This is a genomic window from Veillonella sp., assembly GCF_015058545.1.
GTDB lineage: Bacteria > Bacillota > Negativicutes > Veillonellales > Veillonellaceae > Veillonella_A.
In genome coordinates this window covers 1-22,451 of the sequence record NZ_SVCB01000035.1, presented here as the reverse complement: position 1 = coordinate 22,451, position 22,451 = coordinate 1, and the positions used below count along the sequence as shown (strand labels likewise).

Here is a 22,451-nt window from a genome sequence, read left to right as displayed (position 1 = left end):
GGGTGTAAAGGACAGTTTAGGCTAAACTATGTAAAGAAAGCAGAAGTTTGGGCTTAAGTATGTGAAGAAAGCGGCAGTTTTGGTTTGACCATAGGGTGAATGGTCAGCTTGAACGGAAAATGAGGTGGTGTAATGAAACGATTTGATTGGGGCACAACGGCTAACGGTGAACCTGTTACTATGTATGAATTGGAATCGGATACAATTAAGCTGCGCGTAATCGACAGAGGGGCCACCATCGTCGACTTTATTGTTAAACCCTTAGAGCGTAATATTGTGTTGGGCTACGACTCGCTGCAAGGCTATGAAGAAGGCAAGGCCTATTTAGGTGCGTCCGTCGGTAGGGTTGCCAATCGGATTGCCGACGCCCGTTGTGAAATTGATGGCACCGAGTATCATTGGAAGCTGAATAACGGCCCGAACTTATTGCACAGTGGTGAAAACAGCTTGAGTTTCGACGTGTGGCATTTAGTGCCGCAAAGCGCTAAACAGGCTTTTAATTATGATAAAATCACGTTGGCTACGATGTTGCGCAGTGAAGAAGACGGCTTTCCCGGCGATTTGCGCGTGCAACTCGATATTATCGTCAATGGGGCGGATGTGAATTTAACGTATCGCTACATGACATCCCGTAATTCAGTCGTTAATATTACGGGGCATAGTTATTTTAATTTGAACGGCACTGATTTAGCGAGCGTGACCAAGAATCGTAACGTTGCCACTCTGCAGGAGGCAACGGAGGCGTCTGACACTGATGAAGGCCCTAAAGAACAGCCGTTGATAACGAATCATCAATTGCGCTTAGACGCGATTCGTTATATGCCATTTGGTGAAAACCAAATCCCTACCGGTCATATCGCTTCGGTAGAACGAACACCTTTTGATTTCAGTGTATGGCGTACCTTAGGAAACAATTTGAATGCCTATAAGGAAGAATTGGCGGAATACAGAGGCTATGATCATCAGTATGTACTGCGCCTGCCTACGACCAGCAAAATGTTTGCGCTGCCCGTTAATCACCGTTTCAGCGATAGGGAGGATATGACCAAACACCTGGCTTTGTGTGGGACTATGCACGTAGCTGATTTAGCCCTGGAAGTATATTCCAATGCGCCGGGCTTTCAGTTGTACACCGGTAACTGGCTCGATGAAAACGGTCGTGACGGCGTGCATTACGGACCTTACAGCGGTATGTGCATAGAGCCGCAATTTGCCCCGAATGATGTGAACATGCCTAATTTCGGCGAATCACTGACAAAAGCAGGGACCATTTATGAACGGCACATTACTTATAGAGTAGATTTACTCAATGGCTGACAAAAACGATAATATATTTTACAATTAAAGTATGATACTTGACCGGTTGTGCCAAGCACGGCCGGTTTTATTTATATTAGACATAACGTATTGCGGTATATTAAACTTGACGCACTGCGGTCAAGTTTTCAGAAGGAGGTTAAGACCTATGGACGCATTTACATTTCATAATCCGACCAAAATCGTATTTGGCAAGGGCTGTGTAGCTCAATTGGGTCAAGATTTGGCAAAATACGGTCAAAACGTGCTGTTAACCTATGGCGGTGGCAGTATTAAACGCAACGGCATTTATGACGACGTCATGGCGCAACTTAAAGCGGCCGGTAAAAACGTCATTGAGCTAAGTGGTATCATGTCCAATCCGCGTACTGAAAAAGTGCAGGAAGGGGCCGATTTATGCCGTGAGCATAAGATAGATTTTATTTTGGCCATCGGCGGCGGATCCGTTATTGACTGCTCCAAATTCATTGCGGCAGTTGCTAAAACAGAGCCCGACTATGACTGGTGGGAGCACATGTTCATGAAGCGTGAAAACGTAACCGATGCGTTACCGTTTGGTGTTGTGCTTACCATGTCAGCCACGGGCAGTGAAATGAATAATCGCGGCGTTGTGACCAATTGGGAATCACAGAAGAAAATGGGCGGCTACGGCGATGCCTTGTTCCCTCAATTCTCCTACCTTGACCCGGTTTACACCTTCACCATGCCACATAAACAAATGGTGTACGGTATCTGCGATATGCTCTCTCATTTGATGGAACAGTACTTCTCCTTACCGGAAACCAACAATGTCAGCGATGCCCTTATTGAAGCGGCTTTTAAAAACATCATGGAAAATGCGGCAATTGCGATTAAAAATCCGGAAGACTATGAAGCCCGTTCCAACCTCATGTGGGGTGCAACGTTAGCCTTGAATGGCATTATGGGGCTTGGCAAAAAACAGGACTGGATGGCTCATCAGATTGAACATGCTTTGTCCGCTTTTTACGACATTCCCCATGGTGCGGGCCTCGCCATTGTGCATCCAATGTTACTTCGTTATATCTTCAAAGACCATTTACCTCGTTTCGTGCGCTTCGCCAAGAATGTATGGGGCCTCAGCGAAGACGAATACGCCAATGAAGCTACGTTGGCCTTGGCCGGTATCGATGCATTACGTAATTATTTCAAATCAATCGGGGCTCCCACAACTCTTACTGAAGTAGGTATTCCGGCGGAAGCCTTGCCTAAGATTGCTGAAAAATCCAATCGCTATCCGACTTCCTATACCAACTTTACGACAGAGGATATCTTGGCGATATATGAAAGCGCTTTGTAAAAGTATTTTATAGTTTGAACTTTGAGTTCGTTGTTATTCACAGCTAAACGTGATATTATGAAAATAGCATATGGCTCTTAAGAGCTCTTGGTGATGGCGGCATCATCTAACCGAAAGCGGCACGAAAGTGTCGCTTTTTTGGGATAAATTCAAATCGGATATTATTTGGTAAGGGGAATTAGTTATGACATGGGATGACTATAAGGAGTATGTAAAATCGCTTAGCGACGAAGACCAGGAGAATATGGAGCTTATTGAGAAGTTAGCTGAAATAGCGACGCGACATTTAAAAGATAAAGGGGAGTAGCGCAAGCAATTCGGTTGCGTATATGGTACATTTAATAGACTTTTTGTAACAGAAAGTATCTCCGGTGAATACAATAGCTGTTTGTAAAAAGATAAAACTGAATATTTTGCATTTCCTTCCAGGCGGTCTTATTTCTATTGACCGCCTCTTTTATTCCATTCATAGAAAATTCGTTTACGCCTTTTCTAAAATAACATACAATGCTATCAGATAAAGATAGGTTATAAAATATCTTACAGCATAGTTTATTGCATTTATTTTAGGAGGTTTATGTTTATGGAAATGAACGGGCTTTATCTAGTCATCGCTTCGGCCCTCATACTCGTAATTGCCTATCGCTTGTACGGGTCATTCGTAGCGGCTAAAGTATTAACAGTCAATCAATATCGCACAACCCCGGCGGTAGCGATTAATGATGGGGTTGACTATGTACCAACTAACAAATGGGTTACTTTCGGTCAGCACTTTGCAGCCATTGCCGGTGCCGGTCCTTTAGTTGGTCCTGTAATCGCAGCGCAGTTCGGTTACTTACCGGGCGTGCTTTGGATCTTAATCGGTTCCGTTTTAGCCGGTGCCGTTCACGATTTCGTGTTGCTTTTCGCATCCGTTCGTTACAACGGTAAATCCATTGCAGACATTGCGAAATCTGAAATTTCCAGTGTAGCCGGCATGGGTACCTTGCTTGCCACTTTGTTCTTGCTCATCATCACGATGGCCGGTATGGCAGCCGTAGTTGCCAACTCCCTTGAAAACTCCCCATGGGGCTTTTTCACAGTAAGTGCTACGATTCCAATCGCGGTATTCATCGGTGTTTACCTTCGTTGGATTCGCCCGGGCAAAATTCGTGAAGCCACTGTTATCGGTGTAGCTTTAATCATGGCCGCTGTAGTATACGGTCCTGACATCGCACATTCTTCTTTGGCCCCTTACTTCACTTGGGACCGTAAATCCATTCAAATCATGTTGGCTGTTTACAGCTTCTTCGCAGCCGCTTTACCGGTTTGGTTGTTATTAGCTCCACGTGGTTACTTGTCCACTTACATGAAAGTCGGCACTATCGGCGCCTTAGCTTTAGGTATCATTCTTGTTATGCCGGTTCTTCAAATGCCAGCTTTCTCCGATTATGTAAACGGCGGTGGCCCTGTACTTAGCGGTTCCGCAATTCCATTCGTATTCATCACCATCGCTTGCGGTGCGTTGTCCGGTTTCCATGCGACCGTATCTACCGGTACAACTCCTAAAATGATTACTAATGAAAAAGAAATGCTCCCAATCGGTTATGGTGCGATGCTTACTGAAGCGTTCATCGCTATGATGGCTTTGATTGCCGCAACCAGCTTACATCCAAACGATTATTTTGCTATTAACTCTACTACGGAAACTTTCTCCGCATTGGGTCTTCAAGTTCAAGAGTTGCCAATGCTTTCCCAGATGGTAGGGGAAGACTTGATGCACCGTCCGGGTGGCGCTGTATCCTTGGCAGTTGGTATGGCTCACATTTTCTCCAAAATTCCTAACATGTCTCACTTGATGAGCTACTGGTACCACTTCTGTATCATGTTCGAAGCCTTGTTCATCTTGACTTTGATCGACACCGGTACTCGCGTAAGCCGTTACATGGTGCAGGAATTATTGGGTATGGCTTGGCCAAAAATGAAAGATGCTCACTGGTTACCTGGCGTTTACATCGCGTCCTTCCTCGTATGTTTCACTTGGGGTTACCTCGTATTGCAAGGTAACATCGGTACCATTTGGCCATTATTCGGCGTATCCAACCAGCTCTTAGCGACTATGGGTCTCGCCATCGGCACAACTGTTATCATGCACCTTGGCCACAAACGCTATGCATGGGTAACGATGATTCCATGTTTCTTCATCGCCATCATCACAGTTATGGCTGATTACCAAAACGTATTCGGCAACTACATTCCGGAAGGTCAGTGGATGCTCGTAGGCGTTAGCGTAGTTATGTTCATCTTGGTAGCAGTCGTTATGGTTGAAGCGGTTCGCAGCTGGATTCGTTTGGCAAAACAGCCGCAGGACTTCCATACCGAAGCGGATATCGAAGAAGAAGCTCTTGAAGAGATGGAACCTGAAAACGTTTAATCGAATGTTAATAGCTGAACGTTAAAACATAAGCCTTAAGCTGAAAAGTTAAAATGGCAGCGATAGGTTAAAAGTAAACGACTAATAGCTTACAAACATAAATGTACGCCCTTAAATTATGCTGTTAAGCAGATAAAAAATGCCATAGACACGTTGCTTGGTGAAAACCGTAGTAACGATGCCTATGGCATTTGTCGTATATTGTTTTGAAAAATATAGAACGGCTATGAAGTTTAACTGTCTGGTTGATACTTAAGTAATCAAATTTCAATTAATGATAATCAGATAATAGATAAGGATTAATTAGCTGATGCCCAACAATTCTTTAATGAGCTTAACCTGCGCTTTGCTCACCGGAATATCTACGAGTTCTTGGCCTTTGGCCGTTTGCTGAGGCAAACGTAACCAATAGGTGCCTTTGAACCATGGAATGACTTCCTGCACCTTGTTTAAGTTGACGATATAACTGCGGTGAACGCGGAAGAGGGAGGTACCTTTTAAGCGTTCCTGCAATTCGGTGAGTGTTTTGTTGGACCCGTATTTACCAGTGTCCGTGTGCACGTCGAGACGGCCCGATTCACCGGTAATGTAGTTGATGCTGTCAATGTCGATGAGCATGATGTGGGCCCCGTCATCAACGGCCAGTTTATTGGTGCGAATAACCGGCTTGATACTTTGCTCGTTGGCGTCGTTTGGCTTTGCACCGGTTACGCTGATGGTTTCAGGCGTGCTTTTTACTTCGGCGCCCGCAACTGAAGCCGCATTGTTAGCGGCTGTATGGTTAGCAGTTGTATGGTTAGTAGTTGTACCATTACTTGTGGCCGTGTTACCGGCGGCTCCGGTACCGAGTGACTGCGTATGGCCGGTGGCTCCCACTAATTTTTGCACATGCTGAACTGCTTTGGCTAAACGGTCATCTTCAATCGGTTTTACCACATAATCTAAAGCCTGTAGTTCGAAGGCTTTGAGGGCGTATTCATCATAGGCCGTGGCAAAGATGATTTTGCTATCCGGTGAAATGTCGTGAATGACCTGAGCCAGTTCCAAACCGGAAAGACCACGCATATGAATATCTAAGAAGATTAAAGCCGGTTTTTCACGGGTAATCAAAGAAATGGCGGCAGTAGCGTTGTCGGCCTCGCCGATAATGTCGATTACATCACTGTGGTTGGTAGTGAGTAAGTATCGCAGCTCGTCGCGAGCCGGCGCTTCATCATCAATAAGGATGGTGCGAATCATAGAATCTCCTTTCTATTTCGTTCGTTCCGGTGTCGGGTCCGATTCCGGTTGTACTTTAGGGATGCGGATAACAACGGTGGTGCCTTCTTCAGGAATCGATGTGATTTCAAGGCCGTACGGGGCACCGTAGAGACCGCGTAAGCGGTGATGCACATTGCTGAGCCCGATATGACCTTGTGGCGGATGTTCCAGATAATAATCCGGGTCGCCTTGGAAACCGACACCGTCATCGGTAACGGTGATTATAATATCCGTGTCCGTCATGGTTCCTTCGATGGCGATGGAACCGCCCACCTCGCGCGGTTGGAGACCGTGCTTGATGGAGTTTTCAATAATCGGCTGAAGTGTTAAGGACGGAATGCCGTAGCTGAAAATAGCCGGGTCTAAATTATGCGTCACGAATAACTTATCACCATGACGGGCGATGGCGATTTCAAGAAAACCGCTGACCTGAGCCCATTCTTTTTCAAACGTAATAACACGGCCCGTGTACTGCAAGGTAAAACGGAAAATCTGCGAGAATTTGATGAGCAAACGTCGTGCCAGTTCCGGATTGGTACGAATCAATGAGGAAATAGTGTTCAGCGTATTGAACAGGAAATGCGGATTAATCTGGGTATGTAATGCCTGCATTTTCGCTGCCTCGGTCAAGCGACGCTGGTAGTCGATTTCTGTCAGCTCCAGCTGGGTTGAAAATAAGTCAGCCAGACCTTGGGCGAAGGCAATGTCCGATGAATCCGGATGATAGGATGGCGATGTATAATACATCTTTAACGTGCCGATGATGCGCGTTTTTATCATGAGCGGCACCACGATGGCACTACTGAGCGTGCAGTTTGGATGCGTACAACCAATTTCGGCCGGTGAGTAGGCAATATGAATCGTGCCCGACGTCAGGGAATCGATGGTTACATGCGTCAGATGGTCGTTCATGCCCGGCGCATGGTGATTGCTCTCCGCCCCGATATAGGCGAGCACCTGCTTCGTATCCGTAATGGACACGGCGTCGTAAGGGCTGTGCTTTTTAATAATTTGCACCACCGCGTTGGCCGATTCCGGATTAAGACCTTTACGGAAATAACGTACCGTTTCGCGGGCGATGGCCAAGATGTTCTGACTCTGATTCGCTTTTTGCTGGGTCCGTTGGTAGAGCCCCGCTTTGATGATGTACATGAAGAGGGCCAGGCCAAGTGAGTTGGCAATCGTCATCGGCACGGCGATGCTGTTCACGAGGGCGTATGCTTGGTCATAGGGCTGAGCGACGAGCAAGATGATGAGCATCTGCAGAATTTCGCCGAAGAACCCGATGCCGAGAGCAATCGGCCACGGAATGAGCTTGCCTTTGTAGTATTTTTGAAAAAGACCGGCCAAGAACCCTTCCGTAATGGAGGAAATGGCACAGGCAAGGGCCGTAAAACCACCCAGCGAATAGTGGTGCAAGCCGGACATGATGCCGACGGATGTGCCGAGGTACGGACCGCCGATGAGGCCGGCCGCCATGATACCAATCATGCGCGAGTTGGCGAGGGCGTCCTGAATGGGAATCCCGCCGTAGGTGCCGAGGATGGCGATGCTGGAAAAAATGACCGTAAAGGCGATGCGGTCGAACCAAGATAGTTTGTTGACCATGAGTCGGTCGAAAAGTTTGAGCCTTGAAACGATGAGCCCCAGTATGACGGCATAGCTGATACGCTTTATCATTTCGAGTAATAGTATGTCGATAGCCATGAAAAATCCTTTCGTTAATGCAATTTATTGTTATTATTATATCACAGATGCAAAATACTAAAGGATAGCCATAGGGTTATATTAAGATTGCAAAATGGTCATTTTTCGATTGTGAAACGATGACGAATTTAGTAAAATAAAACCATCTAAAACATAGGTGAGATTAGGCAAGATTGAATGAATGATTACCTGTCACAGTGACAGCTTAGTTTGATAGGAGGCATAGTATGTGTTGGTGCGATATCGTATTTAAATCCGGTGCAAACCGTTTGGGACAGGGCCTTGAAGGGACCCTTCATTTCTTGGCGTTCTGGGTGCTCACAATCAGCTTCGTACGCTTGGGCGTATTCTGGATTTTCGGATTATAAGATAAGATTAAAAAGTCTAGAATTCTAATATTAAAATTCTAATGTTAAAACTAATATAGGCTTAGTATGTATTCCTTTAGTTGAGGGATATATACTAAGCTTATTTTTTTGCGTATTGCATAATGGAAGTTGATAAATATGGTTGCTAATTTGATTGATAAGTGATATATTTAACTCGTGATAAGAAAAATGAATATATTTTCAAAAATTATTTGTTACTCATATCACATGGAGGTTTAGGGCGTAGGTTTTATATCTATTAGGGGGCTATAATATGCGCACATTTAAAGTACCATACTCAAAAGACTTCATTTCAATCCAGGTGCCGGAAGCAAATCTCAAAGGCGTTTTAGAATCCGGTTCAGCCGAATATAAGGCTACGGCACCTGAAGAGGCATTAGTGGAACAAGCCTTGGATAATCCGATTGGCAGTGTCAAATTAGAAGATCTGGTTAAAGGAAAAAAGGACATGGTCATCATCACCAGTGACCATACCAGACCGGTACCAAGTAAGATTACTATGCCGATTTTGCTGCGTCGAATCCGTGAGGTGAATCCGACCATTGATATTACAATTCTCTTGGCTACCGGTTTTCATAGACCGACAACCAAGGAAGAAATGATTGATAAATTCGGTCCGGACATCGTAGCTCATGAAAAGATTGTAAATCATATATCCGGTGATGACTCGCAAATGGCGCGAATCGGTACTTTGCCGTCCGGCGGTGCGTGCATCATCAATAAATTGGCCGTTGAAACAGAACTCCTTATCGCGGAAGGTTTCATCGAACCGCACTTTTTTGCCGGTTTCTCCGGTGGCCGCAAAAGCATTTTGCCGGGGATTGCCTCAGCGGTCACAGTTATGGCCAACCACTGTGCTGAATTTATAAATAGCCCGCATGCACGGACTGGGATACTGGAAAACAACCCTATCCATAAAGATATGAAATACGCCGCTAAAGCTGCTAATTTAGCATTTATCCTAAACGTTGTTATTGATTCTGGAAAACACATTATCAATGCCTTTGCCGGCGATTCTGAAAAAGCCCATGAAGTAGGTTGTGAATTTGTTTCAAAACTTGCCAGCGTACCAAAGGCACCCGCTGATATTGTTGTTACAACTAATGGCGGCTATCCGTTGGACCAGAATATTTATCAAGCGGTTAAAGGGATGACGGCTGCTGAAGCAACATGCAATAAAGATGGCGTTATCATTATGATTGCGGCCTGCAATGATGGCCACGGCGGTCAATCCCTATATGATAATTTAAAAGCGGTCAAAACCCCTAGAGAACTGCTTGACCGCATTGCTAAAGTGCCACGGAATGAAACAATTCCGGATCAATGGGAAATGCAAATCCTAGCACGAATCCTTGACCAATTTACAGTCATTGTTGTGACTGATCAGTGTGATCCGCAAATGTTAAAAAACATGCATATTGAACATGCCTTTACGTTTGAGGAAGCTTTAAATCGTGCTATGGAAATAAAAGGGAAGAATGCATCAATAACTGTGATTCCTGATGGAGTATCGGTTGTAGTGAAATAAAAGGAAATTAATAAGGAGCAGTAACGAAATGTGAGTTTAAAAACTCGATTTCGTTACTGCTCCTTACTTTATTTTAGACTTACCATATATTAATCAACGAGGAGGTGTTTTTACTTGCTATAGATTAATAAGTGGGGCGGCGCAAAATTAATCTTCGCGTTCGTTGTCCATTGGTTCGCCGGATTTTGTTACTTCTACAGCTTTAGCATAGCTTTCTAAAAGAAGACGATAATTTGTAAAAATACGACCCCAGATCTGAGCCCATTTGTCGGCTTGCGGTGTATGCCATGTGCGCTGTAATTCTGCCAATACGGCACCAGCGTCAGTGACAACAACGCCTGCTTGAATAAGACGCATCATAGTCGCCATAGCAGCTTCTTGGGAATACGTACCGGAAGCATCAGGCACGACAAACACACGGTAGCCTTCGTTAACAGCGGCGATAGCCGGTAAGGCCATGCATACACTGGTAACAGTACCGGCAATAATTAACGTCTTTTTACCGGTAGCTTTAACAGCATCAACGAAATCTTTACAATCCCAAGAGTTTACTTCGCCGCGACGAGCTACATATACTGCATGAGGAGCCACTTCATGGATTTCCGGAATCAACGGACCATTTGGACCTTGAGGTACGGATGCGGTCGTAATAACCGGCATATTTACTAAAGTAGCTGCTTCAGCCAAGGCGATGGCACGGTCGCGAATGCGTAAGAAATCAATGTCATTAATACATTGGAAGAGCCCACTTTGGTGGTCAATCAGCAACATAGCTGTGTCATTAATGTCAATCATAGGGGCTTTGCCGTCAAAATTCTTGTAAAGTTCCATTATAAAGTCTCCTTTCATATAATACCTTACATCGATATATTTAGGAATATACCTACACCTTTATTGTAATAAGTGCCATATATAGAAACAATGTACAGAATTTCAAATGTGTCAAGAGTTAGGGCGGATTCACGCAGAAACCGTATTTTTCATGATAAAATAAGTAATCATAATGTATCAATGAATACAGTTGAAAGGAGATGCCGATTCACCTTGACTCAAAGCGAAGGTAAAAAAATAGGACCGAAACGACCGGTATCGTGTGATACTCGTGAACATATAAAAGACACATTGCTGCTTATGCTGAAAACACAGCCATTTCGCTCAATTCGCATTACCGCACTTTGTCGTGAAGCACATATTGCCAGAGGCACGTTTTATTTGTACTACAATACCATTGATGATTTATTGGAAGCTATTATTAACGACAGTCTGGAGCTTATTAATTCGATGACGCCCAACGAAAAGCAGGGTTCGCTTAAGAGATTACAAACTATGTTAGACCAGACGGACGATGAGGACTTGCCGAAGGATAAATCCCTTTTTCCGCCTTGTCATAAATATTTGGAGCTTGAAAAATATCGTTTTCTCGTAAAGGATATAGATGTGGCTCCGATTATCGTTCAGAAGATTTATGAAGCTGAAAGCCCTAAAATTGTGCCGGTACTTATGAAAGAACTACATTTGGCACAAGACGAAGCGGAACTTCTTTTTAAATTTATTGTTAATGGCAGTAGTGCCGTTAATCGCAGCTTACTAGCCTTAAAAGAAAACGAGTGGTATCGTTTGCAAAAGAAGATTATACAGTTTATTCTGGGCGGTTTGAAATGTGATCAGTGGAGTTGAAAAGCCCGGATTATTCAATTAAATAGTGTGTGTACAAGCTCAATGTATAGCTATCTTATTCAGATGGCTGTATGTTGAGCTTTTTTGTTGCTGGAAATCATATAGAATTGATATAAATAAAATGAAGTTAACATGGATTAGTGAGTTTTTAACAAAAATATTATATTAATATAAATTGTATCTATTTATAAATATAATTTTTTAAAGTTATCGTTTTAAAAACATGAAATTTTCATGCTTATTTACTAATTTAAAGTAGTGAATAATTAAAAGTTGTGGCATATTATTGCTACTTAATCATGATTGGTTAGAACAAAAAATAGAAAAAACCTTTTATATTACGTATTTATGGACATAATAAATCGCCTTATATCAAACTTGAAATAAGAGGCATATTAATGAGTTTAAAATGAAGCGTTGGCATTATGGCTATGTGAGTTGAATTGACAGTTATAAATACAAGTTATAAAATAAAAATAAATAAAAGTGATATTTTTGCTTTTTTTAGGTATTTTTTCAAAGGTTTAAATGAATTTACTGTGAGTTTTTTATCATGGGGAGGTTCTGTAATGAATAAGCAGTACAAAGTCATTTGGAGTAAGGTAAAAAACAGTTATGTAGTAGTGTCCGAGTTGGCTAAACGTAATGGCAAAGCCGGATCTACTCATATTCAGTCAGGCCAAAAAATTGGCGTGGCTCTTTCTGTATTGGCACTGTGTGCAGGTTTGACTGGTGGGATAAGTTTTGCTCAAGACGGGGTAACGACATTCGTTGATCCGGCGAATAAGAATATTAAGATGGGGAATGGTATTACCCTTAGTAATAATGATGGGCAAAATGGTACTGTTGCTATTGGCGATCATGTTCATGTTGATGATTACGTTATGCAGAAGGGCAGTGTGGCTATTGGTACAAATGCCTTTGTTGAAAATATGTGGGGCGGTCAAGAACGAACATTCCGCTTTGGCATGACTGATAATAGAGATTTAATGGCTGGGATTGCCATCGGTCAAAATACGTATGCACGTAGCGGCATACAAATTGGTGACCATAAATATATTGGTCGGTTAGGTGATACTACCGTTAATCCTACAACGGAAAGTGGAAAACGAAACCTTGCAATTGTTATGGGAACAACAACTCTTGGACACAATAGCTATTCGAATGGAGCTTTTACTACGAACACAGGTGTCTTTTCCATTATGACTAGTGGCTATGAAACGGGGAATGTCATGATGGTAGGCCAAAACTTTGGTGCTCTTATCAATGGCTCTTTCAATAGTATTGAATCAAAAACTTCGAGTAGTATGTATTCCGGAATTGCTAACTCTGTAGTTGGAACAGTTAATAGAGTTAACAATTCTAACGGTACTTTAGTTTTTGGTGCCGGGAATGAAGTGACAAATTCTGTTGATAACATTAAGACGCCGGCTGATATTTTTGGAACGGCACCTTCTGATGCGAAAGATTTGGCAGATACTTTGCGTAGTAATATTCGTGGTACTGACGGAAACGGCACGCCTGGTGGTGCTGTTTTAGCTATTGGCGGTGGCAATAAAGTAGACAATGCTATTCGCTCTCAAGTAACTGGTGTCGGTAATACATTGACCGGGACATCTTCTAGTAGGGCTGCTTATAATATGCTGAACGGTTATCGTAATAAGGGAACAACTACTTCTTATGCTACGATGATTGGTACTTTAAATACGATTACAAATGGTACTAATAACGTTATTGTAGGTAATAAGCAAAAACTTACTGATGCATCTAATAATATTATTTTAGGTACGGCTGACAGCGAAATTGAAACAACTGTATCTGATGCAGTTGCAATTGGTCATAATAGTAAGACTTCTGCTACCGGTGGTGTAGCATTAGGTACTGGTTCTGTGGCATCAACTGTTTTAGGACAGCAGGGCTATGATCCATCTACAAAAGCTAATTCAACGTCTTCTGCTATTGCTTGGAAATCTACTGCAGGGGCTGTTTCTATTGGAGATACTTCTAAAAATATTACTCGTCAGATTACAGGTGTGGCTGCGGGTACAAATGCTACGGATGCGGTCAACGTAGCACAGCTTATGGCTGTTGCCGGTAATAGTTCGGGCGGTAGCTCAGTACATTTCTTCTCCGTAAATGGTGATGAAACTCAAGGCAACTATGATAATGATGGGGCAACAGGTACTAACGCTGTAGCTATAGGTACCGGTGCAAGTGCAACTCAAAATGGTGCGATTGCTATCGGTCATATCTCTCAAGCAACAGGTGGTACATCTATCGCAGTAGGATTTAATGCAAATGCAGGAGGAAGCAGTACAGTAATCGGGGAGTCTTCTGTTGTAAACGCACCAAATGCCGGACAAGGGATAGGCAGTGTAATTATTGGCTCAGAATCCGCTGATATTGCAGGGGATAAAGATGCCGGTGCATCGAACGATACGATTATTGGTGGCTCGAACCGCGTAAATGAATCAAACGGAGTCTTTGTAAGAGGTCAAGGGAATATTGTAGATAACTCTTATAAACAGGAGACTTTGACAACAGAAGATCAACAGAAACTTATGGCTCAAATGTTTATGGGGACTCCGGCGGGAGATGTTTATGAAAAAATGGGTAGCTATGTTTCTGTTAATGGTGATGGTAACTATGTGAAAAATGCTACATTTTCCCAGATTTCCGGCACCAATAACCAGATTATTGGGTCAGATACGACTTCGGCTGACTATAATATTGTTACCGGTAATCGCAATGTTGTAAAAAATGCTACAAATAACATCATCACCGGCGACAATTACACTGTTAACGGAGCTAATAATAACGTTATTCTTGGATCTGCTGACACAACAAAAGAAATCACCGTATCCGATACGGTCAGTGTCGGTCATAATGCCAATGCAACTGTTGATGATGGCGTAGCTTTAGGTTCTAACTCTGTGGCTAGTGTAGCCAAAGGTGTCGTAGGTACGGTTCCAACCGGAGCTACTGTTTCTGATACCGATAAAGCTACTCCAACATGGACGTCTACTTTAGGCGCTGTTTCTGTTGGCGTGCCGGTAACTAATGCCGCAGCTACTCAGACTCGTCAAATTACAGGCGTTGCAGCCGGTACTCAGGCTACTGATGCAGTTAACGTGGCACAGCTTAATGCAGTAAATACAAGCTTAACAAACACGGTAAATGCCAATAAGATCCATTTCTTCCATGTTAATTCAACAAGTGGTACTAACTACAATAATGATGGTGCAAAAGGCACAGATTCTATTGCTATCGGTAAAGCTAGTACGGCGGCTGATAATAGTATTGCTATAGGTAGGGGCGCAAGTATTTCCGACAGTAATGGCGGTAAAGGCAGTGGCGACATTGCTATCGGTAATGGGGCCAAAATTAATAACTATGTAGACCAAAGTGCAAGTATTGCTATCGGTCAAAATGCGCAAATTGATAATATGACCGGGATGCAGGAAATGCTCTTTGCAATGGGACAAACTGACTATAACTTTACAATAAAACCAAATGGTAGTTTTGGTTTTATTCCCGCTGATCCTTCGAAAGTAGCTACGGCGATTGCTATTGGTGAAAACACCTTTGTACGTACCGGTGGCTTGATGATTGGTACTCATAACTATCGCGGTGCTTTAGGTGATATTGACGTAGATAGTGCCAATATCCGTGCAACCGGTGTTAACGTTAACAGCACAACTTTAGGTACAAATAGCTACAACAGTGGTGCTTTCGCTACGATTGTCGGTGCCTATTCAATTGCTAGTGGTAACTATGCTAGCGGTGGTGGCGAAGATAATGCATCTAAAAACCTGGGAGCTACCATTGTAGGCTCCTTAAATAGTATCGAATCTTCAACTGCAACCAGTACGCAATCCGGGATGGCCAATAGTGTTGTTGGTGTAGCTAACCGAACTTTTAATTCTAATGGTTCGTTAATTTTTGGTGCAGGTAATGAAATTACAAACTCTGTAGCTAATATTGCATCTATGGAAGCATCTAATTTTACATCGGCAAAAGCTATACAAACTGAGTTGATTAAAGGTATTAAGGCCGCTAATAGTGGTGGATCTACATTAGCAATTGGTGGCGGTAATACGGCTGACTATACTCTTGCTTCAGCTCTCATCGGTGTTAATAATACTTTAGAAGGCTCTGAAGATTCCGTTGCTCAATACAATGCGTTAACCGGTTTTAACAACGAGGCAACAGGTGTAACTAATGTTACTGTAACCGGTACAAACAACACCGTTAGTGATTCGACATCCATCGTTAACTTAGGTAATGAAAACGCGGTATCCGAATCTAACAATACTATTTTGTTAGGCGATAATCGTACTGTAAAAGGTTCTGATAACAGTATTATTTTAGGTCGTGCTAATAGTGCAACAACTAATAGCACATTCCGTGCAGCGGCTGATACTACTTTAACAACAACTGCTGATAACGTAGTCGTTATGGGCTACAATGCTAATGCGACTGTAGATGATGGCGTAGCTTTGGGTTCTAACTCTGTTGCTAGTGTTACTAAAGGTCAGTTAGGCTACAATCCAAGCAGTGAAGAGTTGACAGCTGCTGAAAAAGCAAGTGCAACTTGGACATCTACGTTAGGTTCTGTGGCTGTAGGAACAACCGTTGATGGTGCTGTAGCAACTGCAACTCGCCAAATCACAGGTGTAGCTGCCGGTACTCAAGACACTGATGCGGTTAACGTAGCCTAGTTAAAAGCTAACAAGGTAACTTTAGAAAAAGGTGACAATGTAACAATTACAGCTGATGTGGTTGATGATGGTTCTACTACTTATACGATTGCTTCGACTGACACGAATACGACTTTAGCAAGTGGTACAATTTCTTATAATGACAAAGGTACCGATGGTACTATAACATTGACTGATTCTGCAAATAATAAGGTTACTGTAGAAGGTGTGAAGAATACATACCTTACCGAAGCCAGTTTAAGTGGTAATACATTAACCCTTACTCAGAATGAAGGTACTCCAATTACGGTAACTGGTATTGCTACAACAGCTGAATTGGCGGCTAATAAGGTTAAATACTTCTCTGTAAAATCTGAATTATCAGCTAACCAGAATAATGATGGCGCCAAAGGCACAAACTCGATTGCTATAGGACCGAATGCTAAAGCTGAACATGAAAACGGGATAGCTTTAGGTACTAATGTTCTTTCCGGTGGTAAGGGCAGTATTGTAATCGGCAGTGATGCTCGAGTTGCACAAAATATTACTTTGGATGGCAGTATCGTTATTGGTAAAGGGGCTGAAGCCTTTACCGGTGGCGGTGAACAAGAGGCTTTATTGGGGATGGATCCTACCAATTGGCCAAATAGAGGAGCCGGTGGGTACGACAATCCGAAAGATACTAGCCGTGTAGCTACATCTATCGTTATCGGTACTAATGCTTCTGGTCGTACGGGCTCGATTGATATTGGTGACCGCGTATACAAAGGTACTATGGGTGGCAGAGAAATTACGGATAAAAACTCCAGTTTCCATGTAAATCAAACTACTTTGGGTACGAACACCTATAATAAAGGATTGTTCTCGACTATGATGGGCTCTTACTCTATTGCTACGGGTGGTTTTGATGGTAGCGGTAGGTTAAATACCGGTGCTTATGGGGCACAAAACTTTGGTGCTACTGTATTAGGCTCCTTGAATAGTATTAGATCCAATGAAAAGGTATCTGAAATTTTTGGTATTCCAATAGGTACGTCTTACCAAGGTATTGCCAATACAATTGTTGGTTTAGGTAATATTACAGACAATTCTAATGGGTCCTTAGTATTTGGTGCAGGTAATAAGATTACAAATTCTATTACTGATATTTCTATGCCAACGAGTGGGGCTGATTCCGTAGATGCTATGGTAGATAAGCTTCAAGATACGATTAAAAAATCCAGTAGCGGTGGTGCGACCTTGGCTATCGGTGGTGGCAATACGGCTGATTACACACGTAGATCCTCTATCATTGGTGTAAACAATACCTTGACCGGTACAAGCAGCAACATCAGTCAAAATAATGCGTTGACCGGTTATAATAACACGGCAACTAACGTAGACAATGTAACTGTGACTGGTTCTAATAATACTGTAAAAGATACAACGACAGCTGTTGTAATTGGTGATAATCGTACATTAACCGGTGTCAATAATAATGTTATTCTCGGCTCTGCAGATTCCGCACTCGAAACAACTGTTAGTGACGCAGTAGCTGTTGGTCGAAATGCTAATGTCACTATTGAAGGTGGCGTAGCTCTTGGTGCTAACTCTGTAGCTCGTACAGATAAGGGTGTTGTTGGCTATGATCCATCCGGTCGAATTACTGATGCTGATAGTATTTTAGGCACTAATACTCAGTATCAAACTTTGCAAACAGAAGTAGCTGATGCACAAACGACAGTAAATGACTTAACAACACAGGTTGCTTCTTACCAGACCGCTATTAATCAAATTGTTTCCATGTACCCGGATAATTCGTATGAACAGGATGCGGGGTATCAAGGAATTAAAGCAGCTCTTGAATCCACACAAAGTGATTTAGCAACAGCTCAGGCTAACTTAGATAGCAAGCAAAGTGCTTTGGCTGAAGCAGGTAAAGCTTTGTATACATGGCAGTCCACTGCAGGATCGGTGTCGGTTGGCGATGTGTCTAAAGGTATCACTCGTCAGATTACAGATGTAGCAGCCGGTACGGCAGATACGGATGCGGTTAACGTAGCTCAGTTAAAGGCTAATAAAGTAACAGTAGTAGCAGGCGATAATGTTACAGTTACATCTACTGCTGCTGATGATGGCGGTACAACGTATACAGTTGCGTCGAAAGACACCTATACTACTGGCGGCACTTATGATGCAGATAGCAAGACGATTAAATTCACTCAGAACGATACGGAAAAAAACTATGAAGTGGATTTAAGCAGTTTAGCTACAAGTAATGAAGTAACTGCAAGTGCAACTCATTATTATAGTGTAAATGATGGAAGCTATCAGACTACCAACTATGATAATAAAGGGGCTAAAGGTGGTATGTCCTTAGCCGCTGGTGCAGGCTCAACGGCTAACGGCACAGCTTCTTCTGTGACAGGGGCTTTCTCTCGCATTGATGGAAATGGCGCCAATGGTATGACTAGCGGTTTCCAAGGTGCTACAGCTTCTGCATATGGCTCATTTAATGTTATCGGTGCAAAATCCGGCGTAGATTTTGATGGTGTAGCTAACAGTGTTATTGGTGTAGCCAATAAAACAGAAAATGCTAATGCGGCTTTAGTTTTTGGTGCAGGCAATAAAGTAACTAATTCTTATCGCCCGGTAGATATGAGTACAGCTGCTCCTTTGGCAAGTGCATTACAAAAAGCAATTACAACCGGTGATACAGATGATATGATTACAGCTTTAGGTGGTATGGTACAAACCAGTGGTGGTGCTGTTCTTGCCATCGGCGGAGCTAATACTGTAGATTATGCATTACTTTCAAAAGTAGTCGGTGTAGGCAACACATTAACCGGTACTGAAGGCAATGAAAGTAAGCTTAATATGATTGACGGTTTTGCCAATAAGGGCACTAATGTTAATAATGTTACAGTAATTGGTAGTGGCAATACAGTTACTAATACTAACGGTACTATCATTCTTGGGGACAATAGAAACTTAACAGGTGCTTCGAATGGTGTAATTATAGGATCTGCTGACAGTGCTATGGCAGCAACTGTGGCTGATGCAACAGCGATTGGTCATAATGCGAATGTAGCGATAGCTAATGGTGTAGCTTTAGGTTCCGGTTCTGTTGCAAGTGTTGATAAAGGGGTTGCAGGATATAATCCGAGCAGTAAGGCTTTGTCCGGTACTGCGTGGACTTCTACATTGGCTGCTGTTTCTGTAGGTGACAGTGAAAAGAGCTTAACGCGTCAGATTACCAATGTAGCAGCCGGTAAGGAAGATACGGATGCTGTTAACGTGGCTCAATTGAAAGCTAACAAAGTAACGGTGGCTGAAGGTACAAATGTAACGGTTACACCGACTACAGCAAATGATGGCTCGACAACCTATACAGTGGCAGCGAAAGACACCTACACTACTGGTGGTTCTTACGATGCAACTAGTAAGAAGATTACATTCACTCAGAATGATACTGCTAAGAACTATGAAGTGGATTTAAGTGGTCTTGTTAGTGGTATTACAGAAGATATCGATAAAGGTCTCAATTTTGCCGGCGATTCCGGAGCTGCTATTAATAAGAAACTTGATCAAACCATTGATATTATCGGTGGTGCTCAGGGCGACTTAACAACTGGAAATATCGGTGTAATTTCCGAAAACGGGAAACTCAATGTTCGCTTGGCTAAAGACTTGAACGATCTTAATAGCGTTCGTGTTGGTAGTTCTGTTGAAGGGCAAGGTATCTACATTGCTAACCAAGATGTTAAATCTACCAAAGATGGCGTAGTTTTGAAAAAAGGCAACTACATCACAGGTTTAGATAATACAACTTGGAATCCTGAAGCTGGCGGTTATGTAAGTGGCCGTGCAGCTACCGAAGATCAGTTGAATTCTGTATATGAAACCATTAACAAAAATATTACAGCTAACAAGGCAGTAAGCGGTAAAAACATCACTGTTGATAAAGATAACAAAGTTAACCTCAATGATGAAATTACCTTGGGTGATGCAGCTAGCAATAACATAGCTATTAGTGGCACAAGCGGTACAATCACTGCCGGTGATGGTGGCTCCAACCAAGTTGCTATCGATGGTACAAAATCTACAATTACTGCAGGCTCCGGTGACGGTAAAGTTACAGTAGACGGTAATAATGGCTTGGTAACAGTTGGTGATACTACCAAAGGTGCAATTTCTATCGGTAACCAAACAGTTACACCAAAAGTTGTAGGTTCTGATGGAACTGAAACCGATGGTACAGCTAAAACGGGTAAATACATTACCGGTCTTGAAAACACTACTTGGAATCCAACCGGTGAAGGCTATGTAGCCGACCGTGCCGCTACTGAAGGCCAGTAAAAAGGTGCAGTTGACAGTATTTCTAAACAAATCAACGACATCGATACAGCCGTTAAATCTTCCAGCCGCGTATTTGAAAGCGACAGTGACTCTGATGCAAATAGCTTAGTAACAGTTAAGAATACAGATCCAATGAAACTCAAAGGTGGCGCTACCGGTGGATTGTCTGATGGAAACATCGGCGTTGTAAACAACAGCGATAAGACCGGTTTTGACATCAAGTTGGCTAAAGAAATCAAAGATATTAACACTATCGAAGTTAACAACAGCGTTAAGATTGGTACCGGCGATAAACAGACTACCATCGAAGGCGACACTATCAATACCGGTTTTGTAACTACAGGCAATACGACCATTAATAATGGCGGCTTAACGATTAAGAACGAAGATTCGTCGAAGAACATTACTATCGAAAACAACAACATCAGCATGGGTGGTAATGTAATTCATAACGTTGGTGATGGTGAAAAAGCAACTGATGCGATTAACAAAGGTCAATTTGATCGCGCTATTAGCAGCATTGACAACGGTATGGGCCAAATGAATAACCGAATCAACAAGTTGGATAATCGTATTGACCGTGTTGGTGCCGGTGCAGCCGCTCTCGCAGCGTTACATCCATTGGAATTCAGCCCTGAAGCTAAATGGGAAGTGTTTGCCGGCGTAGGTAACTACAAAGGTGCAAGTGCTGTTGCCTTAGGTGCGTTCTATCGTCCAAACGGCGACACCATGTTCAGCGTTGGTACTTCCTTAGGCGGTGGTGAAAACATGATTAACGCCGGTGTAACCTTGCGTGTTGGTGATGGCGAAACTCAGAACTATCCTTCTAAGAAGGTAATGGCTCAAGAAATTACTGATTTGAAAGCAGTAGTAGCTGATCAAAACGAACGTCTCGCTGATCAGAATGATAAGATTGAAGAATTAACAAGACTCGTAAATTCCTTAATTAATAATCGCTAATTTCAGATAGAAGGTTAAATTACAGTCAGGTTATACATTCAAATCAAGATGTCAGGTGAGAATGTTTGTTAAAAACTGAATAGAGATTTAAAGAGTCGTGGCGACTTAGTCGCTGCGACTCTTTTTTTATCTGAAAAATTTCTTATTCTGTGTAAAAACGAAGAAAAAACAACCTAAAGTAAACATGAAGTTATTTAATGAGTCTATTTATGTGATGATATTATTTATCGACTAAATTATAAAATATTTTGAACAATATATAGTGAACTTTTGATAAGGCTAAAATGAGGAAAATATACATATTATTTTTGCAATTATACTATGCACGGACATGATAAATGTATATCTTCATGAAGATTATGAAAAAGTAATCATGAATAGCGTAGTTATGCGGTTTTTTAAAGTAAAAAGGCTGTACTTTCTTATTAGACAATTTTTTGGTTAACAATATCCATCTTGAATAATGGTTAGATTTAATGAGCCTAAAATGAAATATCAATATTGGAATAGTATGAATTAGATTGACATTTATAAAACTAATCGATAAAATTAGAAATGCTTAAAAACGATAAAAATTATCTTTTGAAATTAATTTGGCTCTTTGTCAAATTTTGGGGCGCTAAAGAGTCTATGCACTTTGAGGAAGGACATGCGACATAACTGTTGCGTGTCCTTTTCTTGCATTGATGAATAAAATCCGGTTTCGGAAGTAGTGGAAGTTCCGTATCCCAAAAGAGCAACGTTTTAAAACTTTAATTTTGTTGTTGCAACCCTCGGTAAAGCCGTTTGAATATGGTAAGGTTAAGGCATTAATAATTTCGTCGCTCCAAGAGGAGAACGTTTT

Annotated in this window: 14 protein-coding genes; 10 read left to right on the top strand and 4 right to left on the bottom strand. The window is 42.3% G+C overall.

Going from position 1 to position 22,451, the window contains the following annotated elements:
• Window positions 1–132: 132 nt before the first annotated feature.
• The 4 genes from E7204_RS02080 (at window position 133) to E7204_RS02065 (ending at window position 5,048) form a co-directional block, all read left to right on the top strand.
• Window positions 133–1,317, top strand: a complete 1,185-nt coding sequence (locus E7204_RS02080) for an aldose epimerase family protein (protein ID WP_295181077.1) — start codon at window positions 133–135, stop codon at window positions 1,315–1,317.
• A gap of 148 nt (window positions 1,318–1,465) precedes the next feature.
• Entirely contained in the window at window positions 1,466–2,635 is a 1,170-nt protein-coding gene (locus E7204_RS02075; protein WP_295181075.1) for an iron-containing alcohol dehydrogenase, read from the top strand.
• 184 nt (window positions 2,636–2,819) lie between these two features.
• Window positions 2,820–2,942 (top strand): hypothetical protein, encoded by a 123-nt coding sequence (locus tag E7204_RS02070; RefSeq protein ID WP_295181073.1) that lies wholly within the window; start codon window positions 2,820–2,822, stop codon window positions 2,940–2,942.
• Window positions 2,943–3,218: 276 nt separating this feature from the next.
• Window positions 3,219–5,048: a carbon starvation protein A gene (locus tag E7204_RS02065; RefSeq protein WP_295181071.1), complete on the top strand. Its 1,830-nt coding sequence runs from the start codon at window positions 3,219–3,221 to the stop codon at window positions 5,046–5,048.
• 303 nt (window positions 5,049–5,351) lie between these two features.
• On the opposite strand, the gene E7204_RS02060 is transcribed toward E7204_RS02065, so the two are convergent.
• Both E7204_RS02060 and E7204_RS02055 read right to left on the bottom strand, forming a co-directional pair.
• The gene (locus E7204_RS02060) at window positions 5,352–6,287 is read right to left on the bottom strand and encodes a LytTR family transcriptional regulator DNA-binding domain-containing protein (RefSeq protein ID WP_295181070.1); all 936 of its coding nucleotides are present in this window, start codon (window positions 6,285–6,287) and stop codon (window positions 5,352–5,354) included.
• Between the two features lie 12 nt (window positions 6,288–6,299).
• A complete protein-coding gene (locus tag E7204_RS02055; protein ID WP_295181068.1) occupies window positions 6,300–8,015 on the bottom strand; it encodes a sensor histidine kinase in 1,716 nt (571 codons plus the stop codon).
• Between the two features lie 227 nt (window positions 8,016–8,242).
• Here E7204_RS02055 and E7204_RS02050 point away from each other — a divergent pair, with 227 nt between their 5' ends.
• A complete protein-coding gene (locus E7204_RS02050) occupies window positions 8,243–8,383 on the top strand; it encodes a hypothetical protein (RefSeq protein WP_006556331.1) in 141 nt (46 codons plus the stop codon).
• Between the two features lie 274 nt (window positions 8,384–8,657).
• The gene (larA, locus tag E7204_RS02045) at window positions 8,658–9,932 is read left to right on the top strand and encodes a nickel-dependent lactate racemase (protein ID WP_295181064.1); all 1,275 of its coding nucleotides are present in this window, start codon (window positions 8,658–8,660) and stop codon (window positions 9,930–9,932) included.
• Between the two features lie 147 nt (window positions 9,933–10,079).
• Here the strand turns inward: larA and E7204_RS02040 are convergent, their stop codons facing one another.
• On the bottom strand, window positions 10,080–10,763 hold the full coding sequence (locus E7204_RS02040; protein WP_295181062.1) for an isochorismatase family protein: 684 nt from the start codon (window positions 10,761–10,763) through the stop codon (window positions 10,080–10,082).
• 300 nt (window positions 10,764–11,063) lie between these two features.
• Between E7204_RS02040 and E7204_RS02035 the strand changes: the two genes are divergently transcribed.
• From E7204_RS02035 to E7204_RS02020, 4 genes are all read left to right on the top strand, one after another.
• The gene (locus E7204_RS02035) at window positions 11,064–11,609 is read left to right on the top strand and encodes a TetR/AcrR family transcriptional regulator (RefSeq protein WP_295181060.1); all 546 of its coding nucleotides are present in this window, start codon (window positions 11,064–11,066) and stop codon (window positions 11,607–11,609) included.
• A 569-nt stretch (window positions 11,610–12,178) separates the two neighbouring features.
• Entirely contained in the window at window positions 12,179–16,330 is a 4,152-nt protein-coding gene (locus E7204_RS02030) for an ESPR-type extended signal peptide-containing protein (protein WP_295181058.1), read from the top strand.
• 57 nt (window positions 16,331–16,387) lie between these two features.
• Complete coding sequence (locus tag E7204_RS02025; RefSeq protein ID WP_295181056.1) at window positions 16,388–20,647, top strand: hypothetical protein; 4,260 nt, start codon at window positions 16,388–16,390, stop codon at window positions 20,645–20,647.
• Window positions 20,648–20,779: 132 nt separating this feature from the next.
• Window positions 20,780–21,607: a YadA-like family protein gene (locus E7204_RS02020; protein ID WP_295181054.1), complete on the top strand. Its 828-nt coding sequence runs from the start codon at window positions 20,780–20,782 to the stop codon at window positions 21,605–21,607.
• Window positions 21,608–22,235: 628 nt separating this feature from the next.
• Here E7204_RS02020 and E7204_RS02015 read toward each other — a convergent pair.
• Window positions 22,236–22,451 (bottom strand): transposase (locus E7204_RS02015; protein ID WP_295181052.1); only part of this gene is annotated, 216 nt, incomplete at its 5' end.